17 protein-coding genes and 1 riboswitch are annotated in these 16,291 nt (G+C 72.0%); of the genes, 8 read left to right on the top strand and 9 right to left on the bottom strand.

Annotated features, from left to right (window positions below; genetic code table 11):
- Positions 1-22: 22 nt before the first annotated feature.
- Together AB5J51_RS22520 and AB5J51_RS22515 are read right to left on the bottom strand one after the other, a co-directional pair.
- The gene (locus AB5J51_RS22520) at positions 23-289 is read right to left on the bottom strand and encodes a DUF4031 domain-containing protein (RefSeq protein ID WP_030298691.1); all 267 of its coding nucleotides are present in this window, start codon (positions 287-289) and stop codon (positions 23-25) included.
- Positions 290-296: 7 nt separating this feature from the next.
- Positions 297-674 (bottom strand): hypothetical protein, encoded by a 378-nt coding sequence (locus AB5J51_RS22515; protein ID WP_030298692.1) that lies wholly within the window; start codon positions 672-674, stop codon positions 297-299.
- A 101-nt stretch (positions 675-775) separates the two neighbouring features.
- On the opposite strand from AB5J51_RS22515, the gene AB5J51_RS22510 reads away from it, so the two are divergent.
- The 6 genes from AB5J51_RS22510 (at position 776) to AB5J51_RS22485 (ending at position 5,983) form a co-directional block, all read left to right on the top strand.
- Positions 776-1,714, top strand: coding sequence for a MurR/RpiR family transcriptional regulator (locus tag AB5J51_RS22510; RefSeq protein WP_369778490.1), 939 nt, complete (start codon positions 776-778; stop codon positions 1,712-1,714).
- Complete coding sequence (murQ, locus tag AB5J51_RS22505; RefSeq protein WP_369778489.1) at positions 1,711-2,649, top strand: N-acetylmuramic acid 6-phosphate etherase; 939 nt, start codon at positions 1,711-1,713, stop codon at positions 2,647-2,649. The genes AB5J51_RS22510 and murQ overlap by 4 nt, the downstream gene beginning before the upstream one ends.
- Before the next feature lie 112 nt (positions 2,650-2,761).
- Positions 2,762-4,252 (top strand): PTS transporter subunit EIIC, encoded by a 1,491-nt coding sequence (locus tag AB5J51_RS22500; protein ID WP_369778488.1) that lies wholly within the window; start codon positions 2,762-2,764, stop codon positions 4,250-4,252.
- A 28-nt stretch (positions 4,253-4,280) separates the two neighbouring features.
- Positions 4,281-4,655: a hypothetical protein gene (locus AB5J51_RS22495; RefSeq protein WP_053786546.1), complete on the top strand. Its 375-nt coding sequence runs from the start codon at positions 4,281-4,283 to the stop codon at positions 4,653-4,655.
- On the top strand, positions 4,652-5,227 hold the full coding sequence (locus AB5J51_RS22490; protein WP_369778487.1) for a GNAT family N-acetyltransferase: 576 nt from the start codon (positions 4,652-4,654) through the stop codon (positions 5,225-5,227). Before AB5J51_RS22495 ends, AB5J51_RS22490 begins: the two co-directional genes overlap by 4 nt.
- A 348-nt stretch (positions 5,228-5,575) precedes the next feature.
- Positions 5,576-5,983, top strand: coding sequence for a Uma2 family endonuclease (locus AB5J51_RS22485; RefSeq protein WP_369778486.1), 408 nt, complete (start codon positions 5,576-5,578; stop codon positions 5,981-5,983).
- 1 nt (position 5,984) lies between these two features.
- On the opposite strand, the gene AB5J51_RS22480 is transcribed toward AB5J51_RS22485, so the two are convergent.
- The 6 genes from AB5J51_RS22480 to thrC form a co-directional block, all read right to left on the bottom strand.
- The gene (locus AB5J51_RS22480) at positions 5,985-7,385 is read right to left on the bottom strand and encodes a PQQ-binding-like beta-propeller repeat protein (RefSeq protein WP_369778485.1); all 1,401 of its coding nucleotides are present in this window, start codon (positions 7,383-7,385) and stop codon (positions 5,985-5,987) included.
- Positions 7,386-7,424: 39 nt separating this feature from the next.
- Entirely contained in the window at positions 7,425-8,024 is a 600-nt protein-coding gene (locus AB5J51_RS22475) for a phosphoribosylanthranilate isomerase (RefSeq protein WP_369778484.1), read from the bottom strand.
- Between the two features lie 226 nt (positions 8,025-8,250).
- A complete protein-coding gene (gene groL / locus AB5J51_RS22470; protein ID WP_030298711.1) occupies positions 8,251-9,873 on the bottom strand; it encodes a chaperonin GroEL in 1,623 nt (540 codons plus the stop codon).
- Positions 9,874-10,251: 378 nt separating this feature from the next.
- Positions 10,252-10,455 carry a cold-shock protein gene (locus AB5J51_RS22465; RefSeq protein WP_005315736.1) on the bottom strand — a complete coding sequence of 68 codons (204 nt, stop codon included), beginning with the start codon at positions 10,453-10,455 and terminating at the stop codon, positions 10,252-10,254.
- 383 nt (positions 10,456-10,838) lie between these two features.
- Positions 10,839-11,117 carry a MoaD/ThiS family protein gene (locus tag AB5J51_RS22460; RefSeq protein WP_030298713.1) on the bottom strand — a complete coding sequence of 93 codons (279 nt, stop codon included), beginning with the start codon at positions 11,115-11,117 and terminating at the stop codon, positions 10,839-10,841.
- A gap of 34 nt (positions 11,118-11,151) precedes the next feature.
- Entirely contained in the window at positions 11,152-12,426 is a 1,275-nt protein-coding gene (gene thrC, locus AB5J51_RS22455; protein WP_053786554.1) for a threonine synthase, read from the bottom strand.
- Positions 12,427-12,443: 17 nt separating this feature from the next.
- A riboswitch (SAM riboswitch) is annotated at positions 12,444-12,593 on the bottom strand.
- Positions 12,594-12,790: 197 nt separating this feature from the next.
- On the opposite strand from thrC, the gene AB5J51_RS22450 reads away from it, so the two are divergent.
- Entirely contained in the window at positions 12,791-13,768 is a 978-nt protein-coding gene (locus AB5J51_RS22450; protein WP_053786577.1) for a glucosyl-3-phosphoglycerate synthase, read from the top strand.
- Positions 13,769-13,813: 45 nt separating this feature from the next.
- The gene (locus AB5J51_RS22445; RefSeq protein WP_136225761.1) at positions 13,814-15,274 is read left to right on the top strand and encodes a trehalose-6-phosphate synthase; all 1,461 of its coding nucleotides are present in this window, start codon (positions 13,814-13,816) and stop codon (positions 15,272-15,274) included.
- An 89-nt stretch (positions 15,275-15,363) separates the two neighbouring features.
- Here the strand turns inward: AB5J51_RS22445 and otsB are convergent, their stop codons facing one another.
- Positions 15,364-16,227 (bottom strand): trehalose-phosphatase, encoded by an 864-nt coding sequence (gene otsB, locus AB5J51_RS22440; protein ID WP_136225762.1) that lies wholly within the window; start codon positions 16,225-16,227, stop codon positions 15,364-15,366.
- Between the last annotated feature and the right edge of the window lie 64 nt (positions 16,228-16,291).

The raw sequence follows: 16,291 nt of genomic DNA, 5'->3' as shown, positions 1-16,291 counted from the left end.
GACCCGGTCCCGGCCGGCTCCGCTACGCCGGGCGGCCCTTCGGGCGGCGCAGGCCCGCGGACGTCAGGCGGCGGACCAGTTCCTTGCTGCCCACCTCCACCGCGCCCGCGGCCACCGCATCCGCGTAGCGGTGCGACGGCACGTCGTAGTGGTCGCGCTCGAAGGCCCTCGGCGGGCAGCCGATCGACGCCGCGAAGGCGTGCAGCTCCTCGTACGAGACGTCGCTGACCAGGTGCGACCACATGCGGCCATGACCCGGCCAGGTCGGCGGGTCGATGTAGAGCGTCACCGGCGGCTCACCGGCCGACACCGAAGACGGGGGCGAGGCCGCCGACCGCGGCCACCTTCACCCCTGCCTTGGCGCACACCCAGTGCGGGTCGGGTCCCAACTCCGGCTCCACGTCCAGCGCGTGCGGATCGCCGTGCGAGCAGACCGGGCACAGCGGCCAGCGCCCGTACTTCTCCAGCAGCGCGTCCTGCACGTCCTGGGCGACGAGTCCGGGAAGGTAGTCGACCCCCTCCGGCCACTGCTCCACCCACCACCGGCGGTGCGTGACCGAGTCCTCGACGAGGGAGACGACATCGGCCTCGGCGACCTCGCCCGCGACGAGATCGGCGAGGACAAGGGCGCGGGCGGTGTGCAGCGCCTGTTCCAGGGGGGTCGCGTGGTCCATGCGCCCATTGTGAACCCGTACGGCCCAAGTGGTGAAGGTCCGTCCCGGTGGGGGCCGAATGGTGCCTTGACCGCCACCCCGGCCGAAAATAGATTTCAGGAATGAGCGACGATCCGAAAGTAATTTTCAGCGAGGGGGACGGGCAGGACGAGGACGCCGGCTCCGGTGTGCCGCTGCGGGCCCGCGTCCGCAGTCTCGGCCCCTCCATGACCCGCTCCGTGCAGGCCGTCGCCGAGACCGTCGCCGCCGACCCCGCCGGGTGCTCGCGCCTCACCGTCAGCGCGCTCGCCGCGCGCACCGGCACCAGCGAGGCCACCGTCGTCCGCACCGCCCGCCTCCTCGGCTACCCCGGCTACCGCGACCTGCGCCTCGCCCTCGCCGCGCTCGCCGCGCAGCAGGAGTCCGGGGCGGCCCCCGCCGTCACCGCCGACATAGCCGTCGACGACCCCATCGCCGACGTCGTCGCCAAGCTGGCCCACGAGGAGGCCCAGACCCTCGCCGACACCGCAGCCGGACTCGACCTCGCCGCCCTCGCCGCCGCCGTCACCGCGCTCGCGACCGCCCGCCGGATCGACATCTACGGCGTCGGCGCCTCCGCCCTCGTCGGCCAGGACCTGGCCCAGAAGCTGCTGCGCATCGGCCTCGTCGCCCACGCCCACAGCGACCCCCACCTGGCCGTCACGGGCGCCGTGCAGCTGCGCCCCGGCGACGCGGCCGTCGCGATCACCCACTCCGGCGCCACGGGCGACGTGATCGACCCCCTCCGCACGGCCTTCGAGCGCGGCGCCACCACCATCGCGCTCACCGGGCGCCCGAACGCCCCCGTCTCCCACTACGCCGACCTCGTACTGGCCACCTCCGCCGCCCGCGAGACCCGGCTGCGCCCGGCCGCCATGTCCAGCCGGACCAGCCAGCTCCTCGTCGTCGACTGCCTGTTCGTGGCCGTCGCCCAGCAGACGTACGAGACCGCCGCGCCCGCCCTCGCCGCCTCGTACGAGGCGCTCGCCCCCCGCCGAACCGCCAGGAGCCCCCGCCCATGACCGCGTCGTACGCCGCACTGCGCGCCCAGCTCGACACGCTGACCACCGAGGCCTTCCGCCCCGAACTGGCCGAGATCGACCGGCTGTCCACCCTCGAGATCGCCCGCACCATGAACGCCGAGGACGCCGGCGTGCCGGCTGCCGTCGCCGCGCAGCTGCCGCGGATCGCCGCCGCGATCGACGCGATCGCGCCGCGGATGGCCCGGGGCGGGCGGCTCGTCTACGCGGGCGCCGGCACCGCCGGGCGGATGGGCGTCCTCGACGCCAGCGAGTGCCCGCCCACCTTCAACACCGACCCGGCCCAGGTCGTCGGCCTGATCGCGGGCGGGCCCGGTGCCATGGTCCGGTCCGTGGAAGGCGCCGAGGACTCCGCCGAGCTGGCCGCCGCGGACCTGGCCGCCCTGGAGCTGACCGCCGACGACACCGTCATCGGGATCTCCGCCTCCGGCCGCACCCCGTACGCGATCGGCGCCGTCGCGTACGCCCGTACGCGCGGCGCGCTCACCGTCGGCCTGTCCTGCAACGCCGACTCGGCGCTCGCCGCGGCCGCCGAGCACGGCATCGAGGTCGTCGTGGGGCCCGAGCTGCTGACCGGATCCACCCGCCTGAAGGCCGGCACCGCGCAGAAGCTCGTCCTGAACCTCGTCTCGACCATCACGATGATCCGGCTCGGGAAGACGTACGGGAACCTGATGGTCGACCTGCGCGCCTCCAACGAGAAGCTGCGCGCCCGCTCCCGCCGGATCCTGGCACTGGCCACCGGCGCACCGGACGAGGAGATCGAGGCGGCGCTCGACGCCACCGGCGGCGAGGTCAAGCAGGCCGTGCTCGTGCTCCTCGCGGGCGTGGACGGCCCGACCGCGGCCGGGCTGCTCACCGCCTCGCAAGGCCACCTGCGCGAGGCGCTCGCCCGTACGGCCGCCGCCGCCGAGTGACGCCACCGGCCCTCCGGCCCTCAGCCCCAGCCGACCCCGCTGACCTCGCTGACCCCGCTGACCTCGCTGACCTGCTGACTGCCCCGTTCCCCCGACGCAAGGCGATCACCACATGTCCACTGACAAGAACCGCGCCACAGCCGCCGCGATCCTCCCCCTGGTCGGCGGCCCGGACAACATCAGCTCGATCGCGCACTGCATGACCCGCCTGCGCATCGCGCTGCACGACCGCTCGCTGGTCGACGACGCGGCCCTCAGGGCGCTGCCCGCGGTGCTGGGCGTCGTCGAGGACGCCGACACGTACCAGATCGTGCTGGGGCCGGGGACCGTCGCCCGGGTGACCCCGGAGTTCGAGGCGCTGGTCGAGCAGGGCCGCCCGGCCGGGCACCCGCCGCGTACGGCCGGCCCAGCGGTCACGGCCGAGGAACTCGCCGACCGGGGCGCCGCGTTGAAGCAGGCGCAGAAGGCCCGCAACAGCACCCCGGTGAAGCTGTTCCTGCGCCGGATCGCGAACGTCTTCGTCCCGCTGATCCCGGCGCTCATCGGCTGCGGCATCATCGCCGGCCTGAACGGCGTGCTGCTCAACACCGGTTGGCTGCCGGCGGTCGTCCCGGCGCTCGCCGCGATCGCCTCGGGGTTCATGTCGCTGATCGCGGTGTTCGTCGGCTACAACACGGCCAAGGAGTTCGGCGGCACCCCGATCCTCGGCGGCGCCGTCGCCGCGATCATCGTCTTCCCGGGCATCGCGAAGGTCGACGCTTTCGGCCAGCACCTGTCCCCCGGCCAGGGCGGCGTACTCGGCGCCCTGGCCGCCGCGTGCCTCGCCGTACAGGTGGAGAAGCTGTGCCGCAGGTGGGTCCCCGAGTCGGTGGACGCGCTGGTCACCCCCACCGTCACCGTGCTGGCCTCCGGGCTGGTGACGATTTTCGGCCTGATGTTCCTCGCGGGCGAGGTCTCCACCGCCATCGGCTCCTTCGCGACCTGGCTGCTCGCCAGCGGCGGCGCCTTCGCCGGGCTGGTCCTGGGCGGCCTGTTCCTGCCGCTGGTGATGCTGGGCCTGCACCAGGCCCTGATCCCGATCCACACCACCCTCATCGAGCAGACCGGCCACACCGCCCTCCTGCCGGTCCTCGCCATGGCGGGCGCGGGCCAGGTCGGCGCGGCGCTCGCGGTCTACTGCCGGCTGCCGCGCAACCGGTCGCTGCGGACGACCATCAGGTCCGCGCTCCCGGCCGGCTTCCTGGGCGTCGGCGAACCGCTGATCTACGGGGTCTCGCTCCCGCTGGGCCGCCCCTTCGTCACCGCCTGCGTGGGCGGGGCGGCGGGCGGGGCGTTCGTCGGGTTCTGCAACCAGCTGGGGGTCGCGTTCGGCTCCACGGCCATCGGCCCGTCGGGGTGGGCGCTGTTCCCGCTGCTGGACGGCCCGTCGGGGATGGGCCTGAACCTCGCGATCTATGCGGGCGGCCTGCTCGTCGGCTACCTGGTGGGCTTCGCCGCCACGTACTTCTTCGGATTCACGCGGCAGATGCTGACCGAGCTCAACGCCGATCAGGAGCCAATTCCGGCCACCGCCCCACCGGCCACGGAGCCCGCTATGGCGTAAATAGAGGTCGGCCGGGGAGACTGCGCCAATGCAGCTCCCCGCCGAAGCCGTTGCCGCCACCGCTGTCGTCGAGGTCGTACGCCTCTCCGCGCGCCCCGAGCGCTACGGCGACCCCATGACCGGCCCGGTCGTCTCCCGCTGGACGGGCAGAGAGGCCGCCGACTCGCTCGGGCTGATCTCGTCGATGCCGCCGGGTGAGCCGCGCATCTGCTTCGCGCCGGGCTGGGGCCTGCGGGCGTACGACGCCCTGGACGAGCCCCTGTTCGAGCTGATCTTCTGCTTCAGCTGTCACCACAGCTGGCTGTGGGGGCAGGCCGTCCCGCCCGGCATGGGCTTCGACACCATCTCGGGCAGCACCGCCGACGCCGAGGCCCTGATGGCGCACTTCCGGGACGCGGCATGACCCTCGCCCCGGCGGTCCCGCCGGGACGGATGGCGGCCCTCCCCCAGCCGGTCCTCGACCTGCCGGGCGTGCTCCACCTGCGCCCGTGGACCCCGTACGACGCCCCCGCGCTGGTCGAGTCCTGCCACGACCCGGAGATCCGCCACTGGAACCGCCCCGCCCTGCTGTCACCGGCCGAGGCCGTGGCCCGGATCGAGCGCTGGCAGGAGCGCTGGCACGCCGAGAAGGCCGCGATCTGGGCGGTGGCCCCCGCCTCCGGCGGCCTGCCCGTGGGCCTGATCGGCCTGGGCGACCTCGATCTGGCGGGCGGGAGCGGCGAGTTCCTGTACTGGCTCCTGCCCGCGGGCCGCGGAAGCGGTGTCATGGTGGAGGCCACGGCCCGGGTCACCCGCTGGGCCTTCGAGGAGCTGGGCCTGCACCGCCTGCGCATCACCCACTCCGTGGCCAACCCGGCCTCCTGCCGCATCGCGACGAAGGCCGGCTTCCCCCTGGAGGGCACCATGCGCGGCGCCCTCCTCCACGCGGACGGCTGGCACGACGAACACCTCCACGCCCGCCTCCGCACGGACTGACGTCAGCACGCCCCAACCCTGCTCACCCCTTTGGGCTAACCCTCCGCCATGGACCGGCCAGGCTCTGGCATATGCCTCTAGCGTTTGCCCCAGCCGTAGCCGAACGGAGTCGAAGATGGCGCTTCAAGCGATCCTGCCCAGGACTCACAGGGGCGCCATGGAGGCGAGGAGGCGACGCCATGACCGCCAGCTCCACCAAGCGCCCACAGATGTCCCTCGATGACTTCGAAGCACTTGAACACGGCGCTCCAGAGAGCGTGACGCTCGAATTCATTGCAGGAAAGCCAGAGGTAAAGCCGGTGCCTGACGGCGACCGCGCAGAGATCGCCATGTGGCCTCACGCCGTGCATGCAACAGCGCCCCGATCTGGCGCTCTACCCGGAACAGGGCTTGAAAGTCGAGCAATACCGCGCCGGCCGCGCCCGCCCGGACGGTTCACTCGCTCCGAAGGGCTCCTTCGCAGGCAAGAGCGAGTGGGCTGATCCTGCTCACGTCCTGCTGGTCGTGGAGGTCACCTCCCACGACGCCGACACCGACAGGCGCGACCGGAACGAGAAGCGGGACGGCTACGCGGCCGCCAACATCCCCGTCTACCTCCTCATCGACCGGGAGCGGCACAGCCTGACCGTCTACAGCGAGCCCGCGGACGGGAGGTACGGGAACGACCCCGCCTTCGCCTACGGCGAGATGATCGAGATCCCCGCCCCCGTCGGCATCACCCTCGACACCGAGGCCCTGAAGGAGTTCGCGACGTGACTCACCAGCCGATCGCGGGGGCCACGTCGAAGATCGGCGGGAGGCGGCCGTCGTCGTCGAGGTTGACGAACGTCCGGCCGTAGAGGGCGAACGACTCGCCCAGCCGGAGGCCCCGCAGGACCGTCGACTCGCCGCGCGGCTTCCCGGTGCCCGGGTCGAGGTGCCAGAGGTGGGTGTACGTGCCCTCCGTGACCACGGCGATCCGGCCGGACCGGTCGTCGGCGGCCAGGGTGCGGATCCGCCATTCGTCCTCGAAGGCGCGGGTCCACAGGTGGCTGCCGTCCTTCAGGGAGAACGCCGCCAGGACCTCCCGCTTCTCCCGTTCCGGGACCGACGCGTACAGCACCTCGCCTGCGACCAGCCACTCCGTCTCGCCCGTCGTCGGGACGTACGGCGCCTCCGACTCGCCGCGCGGGCGGCCCGCGTCGTCGAACACCAGCAGGCGCCCGTCCCCGACGGCGGCGGCCGGGGACGCCGACACGATGCGCGGGGACTCGTACCCGACCGGCATCGGGAACTGCCAGGCGACGCCACCGGTGCGGGCGCCGAGCGCGAACAGCTCGACGCCCTTGTCGGTCCTGGCCATGAGCAGGACCCGGTCGGGGCCGGCGGCCACCTCCAGGGCGACGGCGCCCGCGGGCAGCGGGGAGCGCCACCGCTCGGCACCGGTGACCAGGTCGTGGGCGAGTACGGCGTCCGCGGTCGCGGTCACGGCGAGGGAGCCTCCCGCGGACGGCTTGCCCACGAGTCCGGGGATGTCCTTGCTCCAGCGCTGGTCGCCGGACGTGACGTCCACCGCCGTCAGGCGGTTGCCACACGTGCTCTCCGCGGTGGACACGGTGAGCAGGCCGGTGCCGGAGGAGGTGTCGCCGCTCATCGCGCACACCGCGCCGCCGGGCGGGGCGGGGATGCTCCAGCCGCGGCGGCCCTCCCCGTCGTAGCCGATCACGCGGTCCGCGCGGCCCCGGATCACGAACCCCGTGGCCGGGTCGCCCGCCCAGGAGCCGAGCGGCTTGTCCGCGCCGGGGCCGTCCGGGACCTGGTACGAGAAGAGGTCCATGTGCGGGCCGCGCAGCCACGAGAAGCCGAGCCAGCCCGGCCACAGCGCGACGAGCCCGACGGTGACGGCCACGACCCAGCCGACGGCGGAGCGGTACCCGCGGCCCTTCACGGCCGACCACCACAGGCCGCCCGCGGCGAGCCCGGCGACCAGCGTCCACAGCACCAGCGGACCCAGCCCGCGCGGGCAGCCGCCGTCGCTGCACACGACCTCGGACATGTCCTCGGCGGTCAACTTCAGGCACAGGACGGCGTACAGCAGCGTGACGGCGCTGAACGCGCAGGCCGCGGCGAGCCGCACGTGGTCCCGGAGCCGCTTCACGAGCGGCGGTGGCGTGTTCATGATCCCCCCTGGCCGCAGCCTAGCCGCGGCGGGGGCGCACTAGCCCCGGGCGGCCTCGATGAAGGCGCGGATCAGGTCGGGGGACTTCACCCCGCGCTCCCGCTCCACCCCGCTCGACACGTCCACGCCCCAGGCGCCCGTGGTCGCCACGGCCTCCCGTACGTTCCCCGGGTTCAGCCCGCCGGCCAGCAGCCAGCGCCCCTCGGGCGCGGTGAACTCCTGCGACGCCCAGTTCCACGGCTTGCCGGAGCCGGGGTCGGGCGCGTCGATCAGCAGCAGGTCCTCGCCGTATTCCCCGCAGCGCCCGACGTGCAGGGCGGTGGCCCGCAGCAGCGTCCGCCCCTCGGCGCGCAGCGCCTCGTAGTACTCCGGGCCCTCGTCGCCGTGCAGCTGGACTCCCCGTACGCCGCTCTCCTCGGCCAGCCGCCGGACCTCCTCGACCGGCTGCCCCCGGAACACCCCGACGCTCAGCACCGAGTCCGGCACCCGCGCCGCCAGCTCCCGCGCCTCGGCGGCGCCGATCGTCCGGGGGCTCCCCGGCGCGAAGACGAACCCGACGGCATCGGCCCCTGCGGCCACGGCCACGTCGACGTCCGGCCCGGTCTTCAGCCCGCAGATCTTCACGAACAGCTCGCTCATGCCCCCAGTCAACCAAAGCCACCCGTTCGATGGTGATCCGTCCCGGGGACCGGGCGGGACCGTCCTGCCGCCACTAGTCGTGGAACGGGGCTCACGCCCGGTACACGGCACGCCACGCGGAGGACCACGGTTCTGCGCAGCAGGGCCGCGGAAACGCCCGAGGGCGGCACCCCCCGTGTGGGGAGTGCCGCCCTCGTTCGAGAACAGCCGATCAGCCAGGGGCCGATCAGAAGTCCATGTCACCGCCCGGCATGCCGCCGCCGGCCGGGGCGCCGGCCTTCTCGGGCTTGTCGGCGATGACGGCCTCGGTCGTCAGGAACAGCGCGGCGATGGACGCGGCGTTCTGCAGGGCAGAGCGCGTGACCTTCGCCGGGTCGATGATGCCCTCGGCGATCATGTCCACGTACTCGCCGGTCGCGGCGTTCAGGCCCCAGCCGACGGTCAGGTTGCGGACCTTCTCCACGACGACGCCACCCTCGAGGCCACCGTTGACGGCGATCTGCTTGAGCGGGGCCTCCAGGGCGAGCTTCACGGCGTTGGCGCCGGTCGCCTCGTCACCCGACAGGTCGAGCTTCTCGAAGACCGCGGAGGCCTGGAGCAGGGCCACGCCACCACCGGCGACGATGCCCTCCTCGACGGCCGCCTTCGCGTTGCGGACGGCGTCCTCGATGCGGTGCTTGCGCTCCTTGAGCTCCACCTCGGTCGCGGCGCCGGCCTTGATGACGGCCACGCCGCCGGCCAGCTTCGCGAGGCGCTCCTGGAGCTTCTCGCGGTCGTAGTCCGAGTCGGAGTTCTCGATCTCGGCGCGGATCTGGTTGACGCGACCCTGGACCTGGTCGCTGTCACCGGCACCGTCGACGATCGTGGTCTCGTCCTTGGAGATGACGACCTTGCGGGCGCGGCCGAGCAGGTCGAGGCCCGCGTTCTCGAGCTTGAGGCCGACCTCCTCGGAGATGACCGTGCCGCCCGTGAGGATGGCGATGTCGCCGAGCATGGCCTTGCGGCGGTCGCCGAAGCCCGGGGCCTTGACGGCGACGGACTTGAAGGTGCCGCGGATCTTGTTGACGACCAGGGTCGACAGGGCCTCGCCCTCGACGTCCTCGGCGATGATCAGCAGCGGCTTGCCGGACTGCATGACCTTCTCGAGCAGCGGAAGGAGGTCCTTCACGTTGCCGATCTTGGAGTTGACGATCAGGATGTACGGGTCGTCCAGGGACGCCTCCATACGCTCCATGTCGGTGGCGAAGTACGCCGAGATGTAGCCCTTGTCGAAGCGCATGCCCTCGGTGAGCTCGAGCTCCAGACCGAAGGTCTGCGACTCCTCGACGGTGATGACGCCTTCCTTGCCGACCTTGTCCATGGCCTCGGCGATGAGCTCGCCGATCTGGGTGTCAGCGGCGGAGATGGAGGCCGTCGAAGCGATCTGCTCCTTGGTCTCGACATCCTTCGCCTGCTCGAGCAGGGCGCCCGAGACGGCCTCGACGGCCTTCTCGATGCCGCGCTTGAGGGCCATCGGGTTGGCGCCGGCGGCCACGTTGCGCAGGCCCTCGCGGACGAGCGCCTGGGCGAGCACGGTGGCGGTGGTCGTACCGTCGCCGGCGACGTCGTCCGTCTTCTTGGCGACTTCCTTGACCAGCTCGGCGCCGATCTTCTCGTACGGGTCCTCGAGCTCGATCTCCTTGGCGATGGAGACACCATCGTTGGTGATCGTGGGGGCGCCCCACTTCTTCTCAAGGACGACGTTGCGACCCTTGGGGCCGAGGGTGACCTTGACGGCGTCGGCGAGCTGGTTCATCCCGCGCTCGAGACCGCGCCGGGCCTCCTCGTCGAACGCAATGATCTTGGCCATCTGAAGTGGTCCTCCAGGACTGGGGTTCCCCCTGCACCGTCGGTACGAGGGGAGGGTTGGATTGCTCCGGACCGCGCCCGCGCCCGCGACGGACGGCCTGCGTGCCCGGCGGTTCCTTCCCGCCGGACCCTGCGGGCCTCACCGACCCGGTCCTGTGTAGTAGCACTCTCAGCAGGAGAGTGCTAACGCCAATGATTAGCACTCGACCCCCTCGAGTGCAAGCGGCTTGGGGGAACGCCGGGCCAACGTACGGACCCGGCCACGTCGGCGGCACGGGGGCGACACGGGGGGGGCACGCGGGCAGCACGAAGGGCCCGCATCCCTCCTCAAGGATGCGGGCCCCTCATGTGTATGCGTCGGTGGTCGATCGCGCCGGGGCTAGACGGCGAGCTTGACCATGTCCGCCTGCGGACCCTTCTGGCCCTGCGAGATCTCGAACTCGACCCGCTGACCCTCTTCAAGGGTGCGGTACCCGTCCATCTGGATGGCGCTGTAGTGGACGAACACATCCGCACCACCGTCGACCGCGATGAAGCCGTAGCCCTTCTCCGCGTTGAACCACTTGACGGTGCCCTGAGCCATGCCTAACTCCCCTATTACTGGCCCTTGCGCAGGACCGCACTTCGCGGTCCCGGGTCAGAACTTGCGCCGGAACGCCTCGACCGGGGCTGAATGTATCTGCACCGCTGCTGTCTGCAACAGGTCAATCCGACGAGAAATCTGGACACGGGGATACATTGAAATAGAGTGAAAATTTGGCATATTGCCGGGCAACTCGGACCCGGCATATCTCGCCAAAGCCCCATACCGCACTTGCATATTGACTCAATGTCAACCCTCACACGACCCGCTCATATGCGGGTGGCAAGAACAGCGGAGGGGACTTCCCCAACTCTACCGCGCCCAACCAAGCAGAATTGCCCCCTCCGCTTTTAGCGGAGGGAGCAATTCTGGGCTTTCGCGTGTCAGCAGCCGCCGGCGACGGCGGGGATGATCGAGACGCCCGCGCCGTCCGGCGTCACCGCGTCCAGGCCGCCCTCGAAGCGCACGTCGTCGTCGTTGACGTAGACGTTCACGAAGCGGCGCAGCTTGCCCTGGTCGTCCAGGACGCGCGCGGCGATGCCCGGGTGGTTCGCCTCCAGGGACGCGATGACCTCGGAGAGGGTCGCGCCCTCGGCGGCGACCTCGGCCTGGCCGCCGGTGTAGGTGCGCAGGATGGTGGGGATGCGGACGTTGACGCTCATGGCGCTACTGCCTTCCGGGAGCAGGGGGTGGGGGTCAGGCCAGGCCGGCGGCGCGGAACGCGTCCAGGCTCGGGCGGATGGTGGCGGTCTGCCCGCTGTCCGCGGCCACCGCCTCCAGGGTCTTGAGGCCGTCGCCGGTGTTCAGGACCACCGTGGTCAGCGCGGGGTCGAGCTGCCCGTTCTCGATGAGCTTCTTGGTCACGCCGACGGTCACGCCGCCCGCGGTCTCGGCGAAGATGCCCTCGGTCTGCGCGAGGATCTTGATCGCCTCGACGACCTGTTCGTCGGTCACGTCCTCGACGTAGCCGCCGGTGCGGCGCGCGATGTCCAGGACGTACGGGCCGTCGGCCGGGTTGCCGATGGCCAGCGACTTGGCGATGGTGTTCGGCTTCTGCGGGCGGACCACGTCGTGGCCGGCCTTGAACGCGGTCGAGACCGGGGAGCAGCCCTCGGCCTGGGCGCCGAAGATCTTGTACGGCTTGTCCTCGACCAGGCCGAGCTTGATCAGCTCCTGCAGACCCTTGTCGATCTTCGTCAGCTGCGAGCCGGACGCGATCGGGATCACGATCTGGTCGGGCAGCTGCCAGCCGAGCTGCTCGCAGATCTCGTACGCGAGCGTCTTGGAGCCCTCGCCGTAGTAGGGGCGCAGGTTGACGTTGACGAAGCCCCAGCCCTCGCCCAGCGGGTCGCCGATGAGCTCGGAGCAGAAGCGGTTGACGTCGTCGTAGTTGCCCTCGATGCCGACCAGGTCGCCGCCGTACACACCGGCCATGACGACCTTGCCCTGCTCCAGGTCGTGCGGGATGAACACGCAGGAGCGGAAGCCGGCCCGGGCGGCCGCGGCGCCGACGGCGCCGGCCAGGTTGCCGGTGGAGGAGCAGGACAGGGTGGTGAAGCCGAAGGCGCGGGCGGCCTCGACGGCGATGGCGACGACGCGGTCCTTGAAGGAGTGCGTCGGGTTGCCGGAGTCGTCCTTGACGTACAGCTTGCCGGTGACGCCGAGCTCCTTGGCCAGGTTGGCCGCGTCCACGAGCTTGGTGAAGCCGGGGTTCAGGCTGGGCTTGGAGGCCACGTCCGCGGGGACGGGCAGCAGCGGGGCGTAGCGCCAGATGTTGTTCGGGCCGGCCTCGATCGCGGCGCGCAGGGTGTCCGGGTCCCCGGTGGGAAGGTCGTAGGCGACTTCCAGAGGTCCGAAGCACTCGACGCAGGCGAAGATGGGTCCGAGCTCGAAGCGGGTACCGCACTCACGACACGAGAGGCCGGTGGCAGGTCCGAGATCGACAGAGGTGGCAACAGTCTGTGCAGCCATGATGGCGAGGCCCTTTCTCCTCATCTTCCCCATGGCGCACTTCGCCATGAGACGGAATTGGCACCTTCCCTAGCCGGGGACCTCGCTGCTGCAAGCAAGCGCGAGAACCGACTGGAGGGTTGCCGGGGCTTCAACGGGCCGTGTCCCTCTGCCCCTCTGGATGAGCGGTATGGCACCGGTCCGCGCGCTCCATGGCGCGTCCGGGCGTTTGTACGCGGGGACCCCCGGCATGCGGTGGTCCTTCGCGTTGTTCAAGACTGTAACGGAAGGTCCGGGTGGTTGAGACAGCCGTCCGAACCGCGAGATGGATCACTTTTCGGCTGAAACCCGCCGAGGGCGAACGAGGAAACAGGGAGTGCCGAACGTGCTGGAAGAGGTGGAGCGCTGGTTTGCGGACCGCTCCTGGTCCGCGGCCGACCGACCGCTCGACCAGCTGCTTTCCGCCAAGCGGGCGGCAGGCACCACGGTCAGCGTCGTCCTGCCCGCGCTCGACGAGGAGGAGACGGTCGGTGCCATCGTCGAGGTGATCCGCCGCGATCTGATCGACGGGCTGCCGGTGCCGCTGGTCGACGAACTGGTCGTCGTCGACTCCGGTTCCACCGACCGGACCGCCGAGGTGGCCGGGAAAGCCGGCGCCCGCGTGGTGCACCGCGACGACATCCTGCCGCGGATCCCGGCCGTGCACGGCAAGGGCGAGGTGCTGTGGCGCTCGCTGCTGGTGACCACCGGCGACATCGTCTGCTTCGTGGACGCCGACCTGCGGGACTTCTCCTCCGCCTTCGTGTCCGGGATCGTCGGCCCGCTGCTGACCGAGCCGGACGTGCAGTTCGTCAAGGCGATGTACGACCGCCCGCTGGGGGACTCCCCCGGCCAGGGGGGCCGGGTCACCGAGCTCGTCGCCCGCCCCCTCCTCAACCTCCACTGGCCGCAGCTGGCCGGCTTCGTCCAGCCGCTGGGCGGCGAGTACGCCGTGCGCCGCGCCCTGCTGGAACGTTTGCCCTTCCCCGTCGGGTACGGGGTCGAGCTGGGCCTGCTGGTGGACGCGCTGCACACCGTCGGGCTGGACGCGCTGGCCCAGGTGGACGTCGGCGTACGGCTCCACCGCCATCAGGACGGCCAGGCGCTGGGCCGGATGGCCGCGGCGATCTACCGCACGGCGCAGCTGCGGCTCTCGCGGGGCCACTCCCCCGGCTACCGCTGGGGGTACCCCCACGTACGGCCGGAACTGACCCAGTTCGAGCGCGGGCCGAACGGGTTCGTGCCGCGGACGCACGCCGTGGACACCGAGGAGCGGCCGCCGATGGCCGGGGTCAAGGAGTACTCCGGCCGCAGGGTGGCGTGAGGGAACTGACGTTTGAGCAGGCAGGCCCCGGGCTAGGTTCGCGGCATGGCTTCCCAGGTACTCGTTGCAGCGAACCGCGGCCCGCTCTCCTACCAGCTCGGCGACGACGGCACCCTCACGGCCCGGCGCGGCGGGGGCGGTCTCGTCTCCGGCCTCTCCGCCGCCCTAGCCCGCCAGCCGGAGGCGCTGTGGATCTGCGCCGCGCTGTCGGAGGCGGACCGGGAGGCGGTCCGCCGGGGCGTATCCGAACCCGGTGTCCGGATGCTGGACATCGATCCCACGACGTACGACGACGCGTACAACGGCATCGCGAACTCGGTGCTGTGGTTCACGCACCACCACCTGTACGACATCCCGCGCGAGCCGGTCTTCGACGCGGAGTTCCGGCGGCGGTGGGATTCGTACGTCGCCTACAACCACGCCTTCGCGCTGGCGCTGGCGCAGGAGGCCGGCGAGGGCGCGGCGGTCCTCGTGCAGGACTACCACCTGGCGCTGGTCCCGGGTGAGCTGCGGGAACTGCGGCCGGACCTGAAGATCGGCCACTTCACGCACACCCCGTGGGCCTCGCGCGAGTTCCTGGACATGCTCCCCGACGACGTCCGGGCGCAGCTGATGTGGGGCATGCTCGGGGCGGACGAGGTGGGCTTCCACACGTGGGCGTGGGCGCACAGCTTCATGACCGCGGCGCAGCTGGACGACGAGCGGGGCATCGCGGAGCCGAAGATGGCGGCCGGGGTGGACCCGAGGGAAGCGCCCTACGTCGAGAAGATGACGAGGGGCCCGGTGCGGCACCGGCGGACGAACGTGGCCGTGTACCCGCTGGGCGTGGACGGCGACGAGCTGCGGGCCCTGGCGCACCGGCCGGAGGTGAACGACAAGCTGGCGGCGCTGCGGGCGGAGGTCGGGGACCGCAGGACGATCGTCCGGGTGGACCGGACCGAGCTGTCGAAGAACATCGTGCGGGGCTTGCTGGCGTACCGGGAGCTGCTGACGGTGCACCCCGAGTGGCGGGGGCGGGTGGTGCACCTGGCGTCGGCGTACCCGTCCCGGCAGGACCTGGCGGTGTACCGGTCGTACACGGAGGCGGTGCGGGAGCTGGCCGAGCAGATCAACGAGGAGTTCGGCACGGAGGACTGGCAGCCGGTGATGGTGTCGGTGAAGGACGACTTCGCGCGCTCCCTGGCGGCGTACCGGCTGGCGGACGTGGCGCTGGTGAACCCGGTGCGGGACGGGATGAACCTGGTGGCGAAGGAGATCCCGGTGGTCTCGGACGCGGGGTGCGTGCTGGTGCTGTCGACCGGGGCGGGGGCGTACGGGGAGCTCCGCGAGGACGCGCTGACGGTGAACCCGTACGACGTGTCGGCGACGGCCGATGCGCTGCACGCCGCGCTGGCGATGCCGGCCGAGGAGCGGCTGGAGCGTACGAAGCGACTGGCTTCGGCAGCCACCGCCCTCCCGCCGACCGACTGGTTCACGGCCCAGCTGTCGGCTCTGCGGGAGGCGTAGCCGCTGCCGCTGCGCGGGGCTCCTCTCCCGGCCCCGCCGGCGGTTGAGGCACGGGGGCGGGGCGGAGGGGAGGATTCCCGCGCAGCGCTTTACGGTGTCGGGCTCGCGGAGCGGATGGCTTCGGCCAGGGTGGCCAGGAAGGCGACGACCTCGGCCGGGCCGTTCACGACGAGGTCGGCCCGGGAGACCAGCTCGGGAACCTCGGCCGAGCCACTGGCCACCAGCAGCCCCGGTATGCCGTCCGTACGGAGCTTCTCGACGGCGGCATACGCGGCGAGGTCCCCCAGGTCGTCCCCCGCGTACAGCACCGCTTCCGCGCCCGTCTCCGCCAGGTACTCGGTCAGGGCCACGCCCTTGTCCATCCCCGGCGGGCGCAACTCCAGCACCGCCCGCCCCGGCTCCACCATCAGCCCGTGCCGCGCCGCCAGCTCGGCCAGCGGCTCGCGCAGCGCGGCGAAGGCCGCTTCCGGGTCATCGGCGCGCCGGGTGTGGACGGCCAGAGCCCGGCCCTTCTCCTCGATCCACGTACCGCGCCAGGCGCCGATGGTGTCCAGGAACCCGGGCAGCTCCGCCCGTACGGCGGCGACTCCCGGGTGCTCGGCCGGCGTGTGCACGATGCCGCTCACCGCGTCCCAGCGCTCGGCCCCGTAGTGGCCGAGGACCACCAGGTGTTCCAGGCCGGCGGCACCGGCGAAGCCCCCGTAGCGGACCGCGACCCCCGCCGGCCGGCCGGTGATCACGGCCACCGAGGCGACCTCCGGGGCCAGGGCGGCCAGCGCCCCGACGGCTCCCGGGTGGGCGCGCGCCTGGTCCGGGTCCGGGACGATCTCGGCGAGGGTGCCGTCGAAGTCGAGCGCGACCACGGAACGGCGGGGTGCGCGGAGGAGGGCTTCGAGTCCCTCCCGACCGGCGGCGGTGACGGGCATCGGCATGCTGTGCGGATGGCTCCCCATACGGACGACCCTAACGGCCCTGCCGGGCCACGGCTACGGCGCGCGGCGGGCCCGTGGGCGCCGA

Source organism: Streptomyces sp. R33 (assembly GCF_041200175.1).
GTDB lineage: Bacteria > Actinomycetota > Actinomycetes > Streptomycetales > Streptomycetaceae > Streptomyces > Streptomyces katrae_B.
The sequence above is the reverse complement of the archived record's forward strand: the minus strand, read 5'-3'. Positions and strand labels throughout refer to the sequence as shown.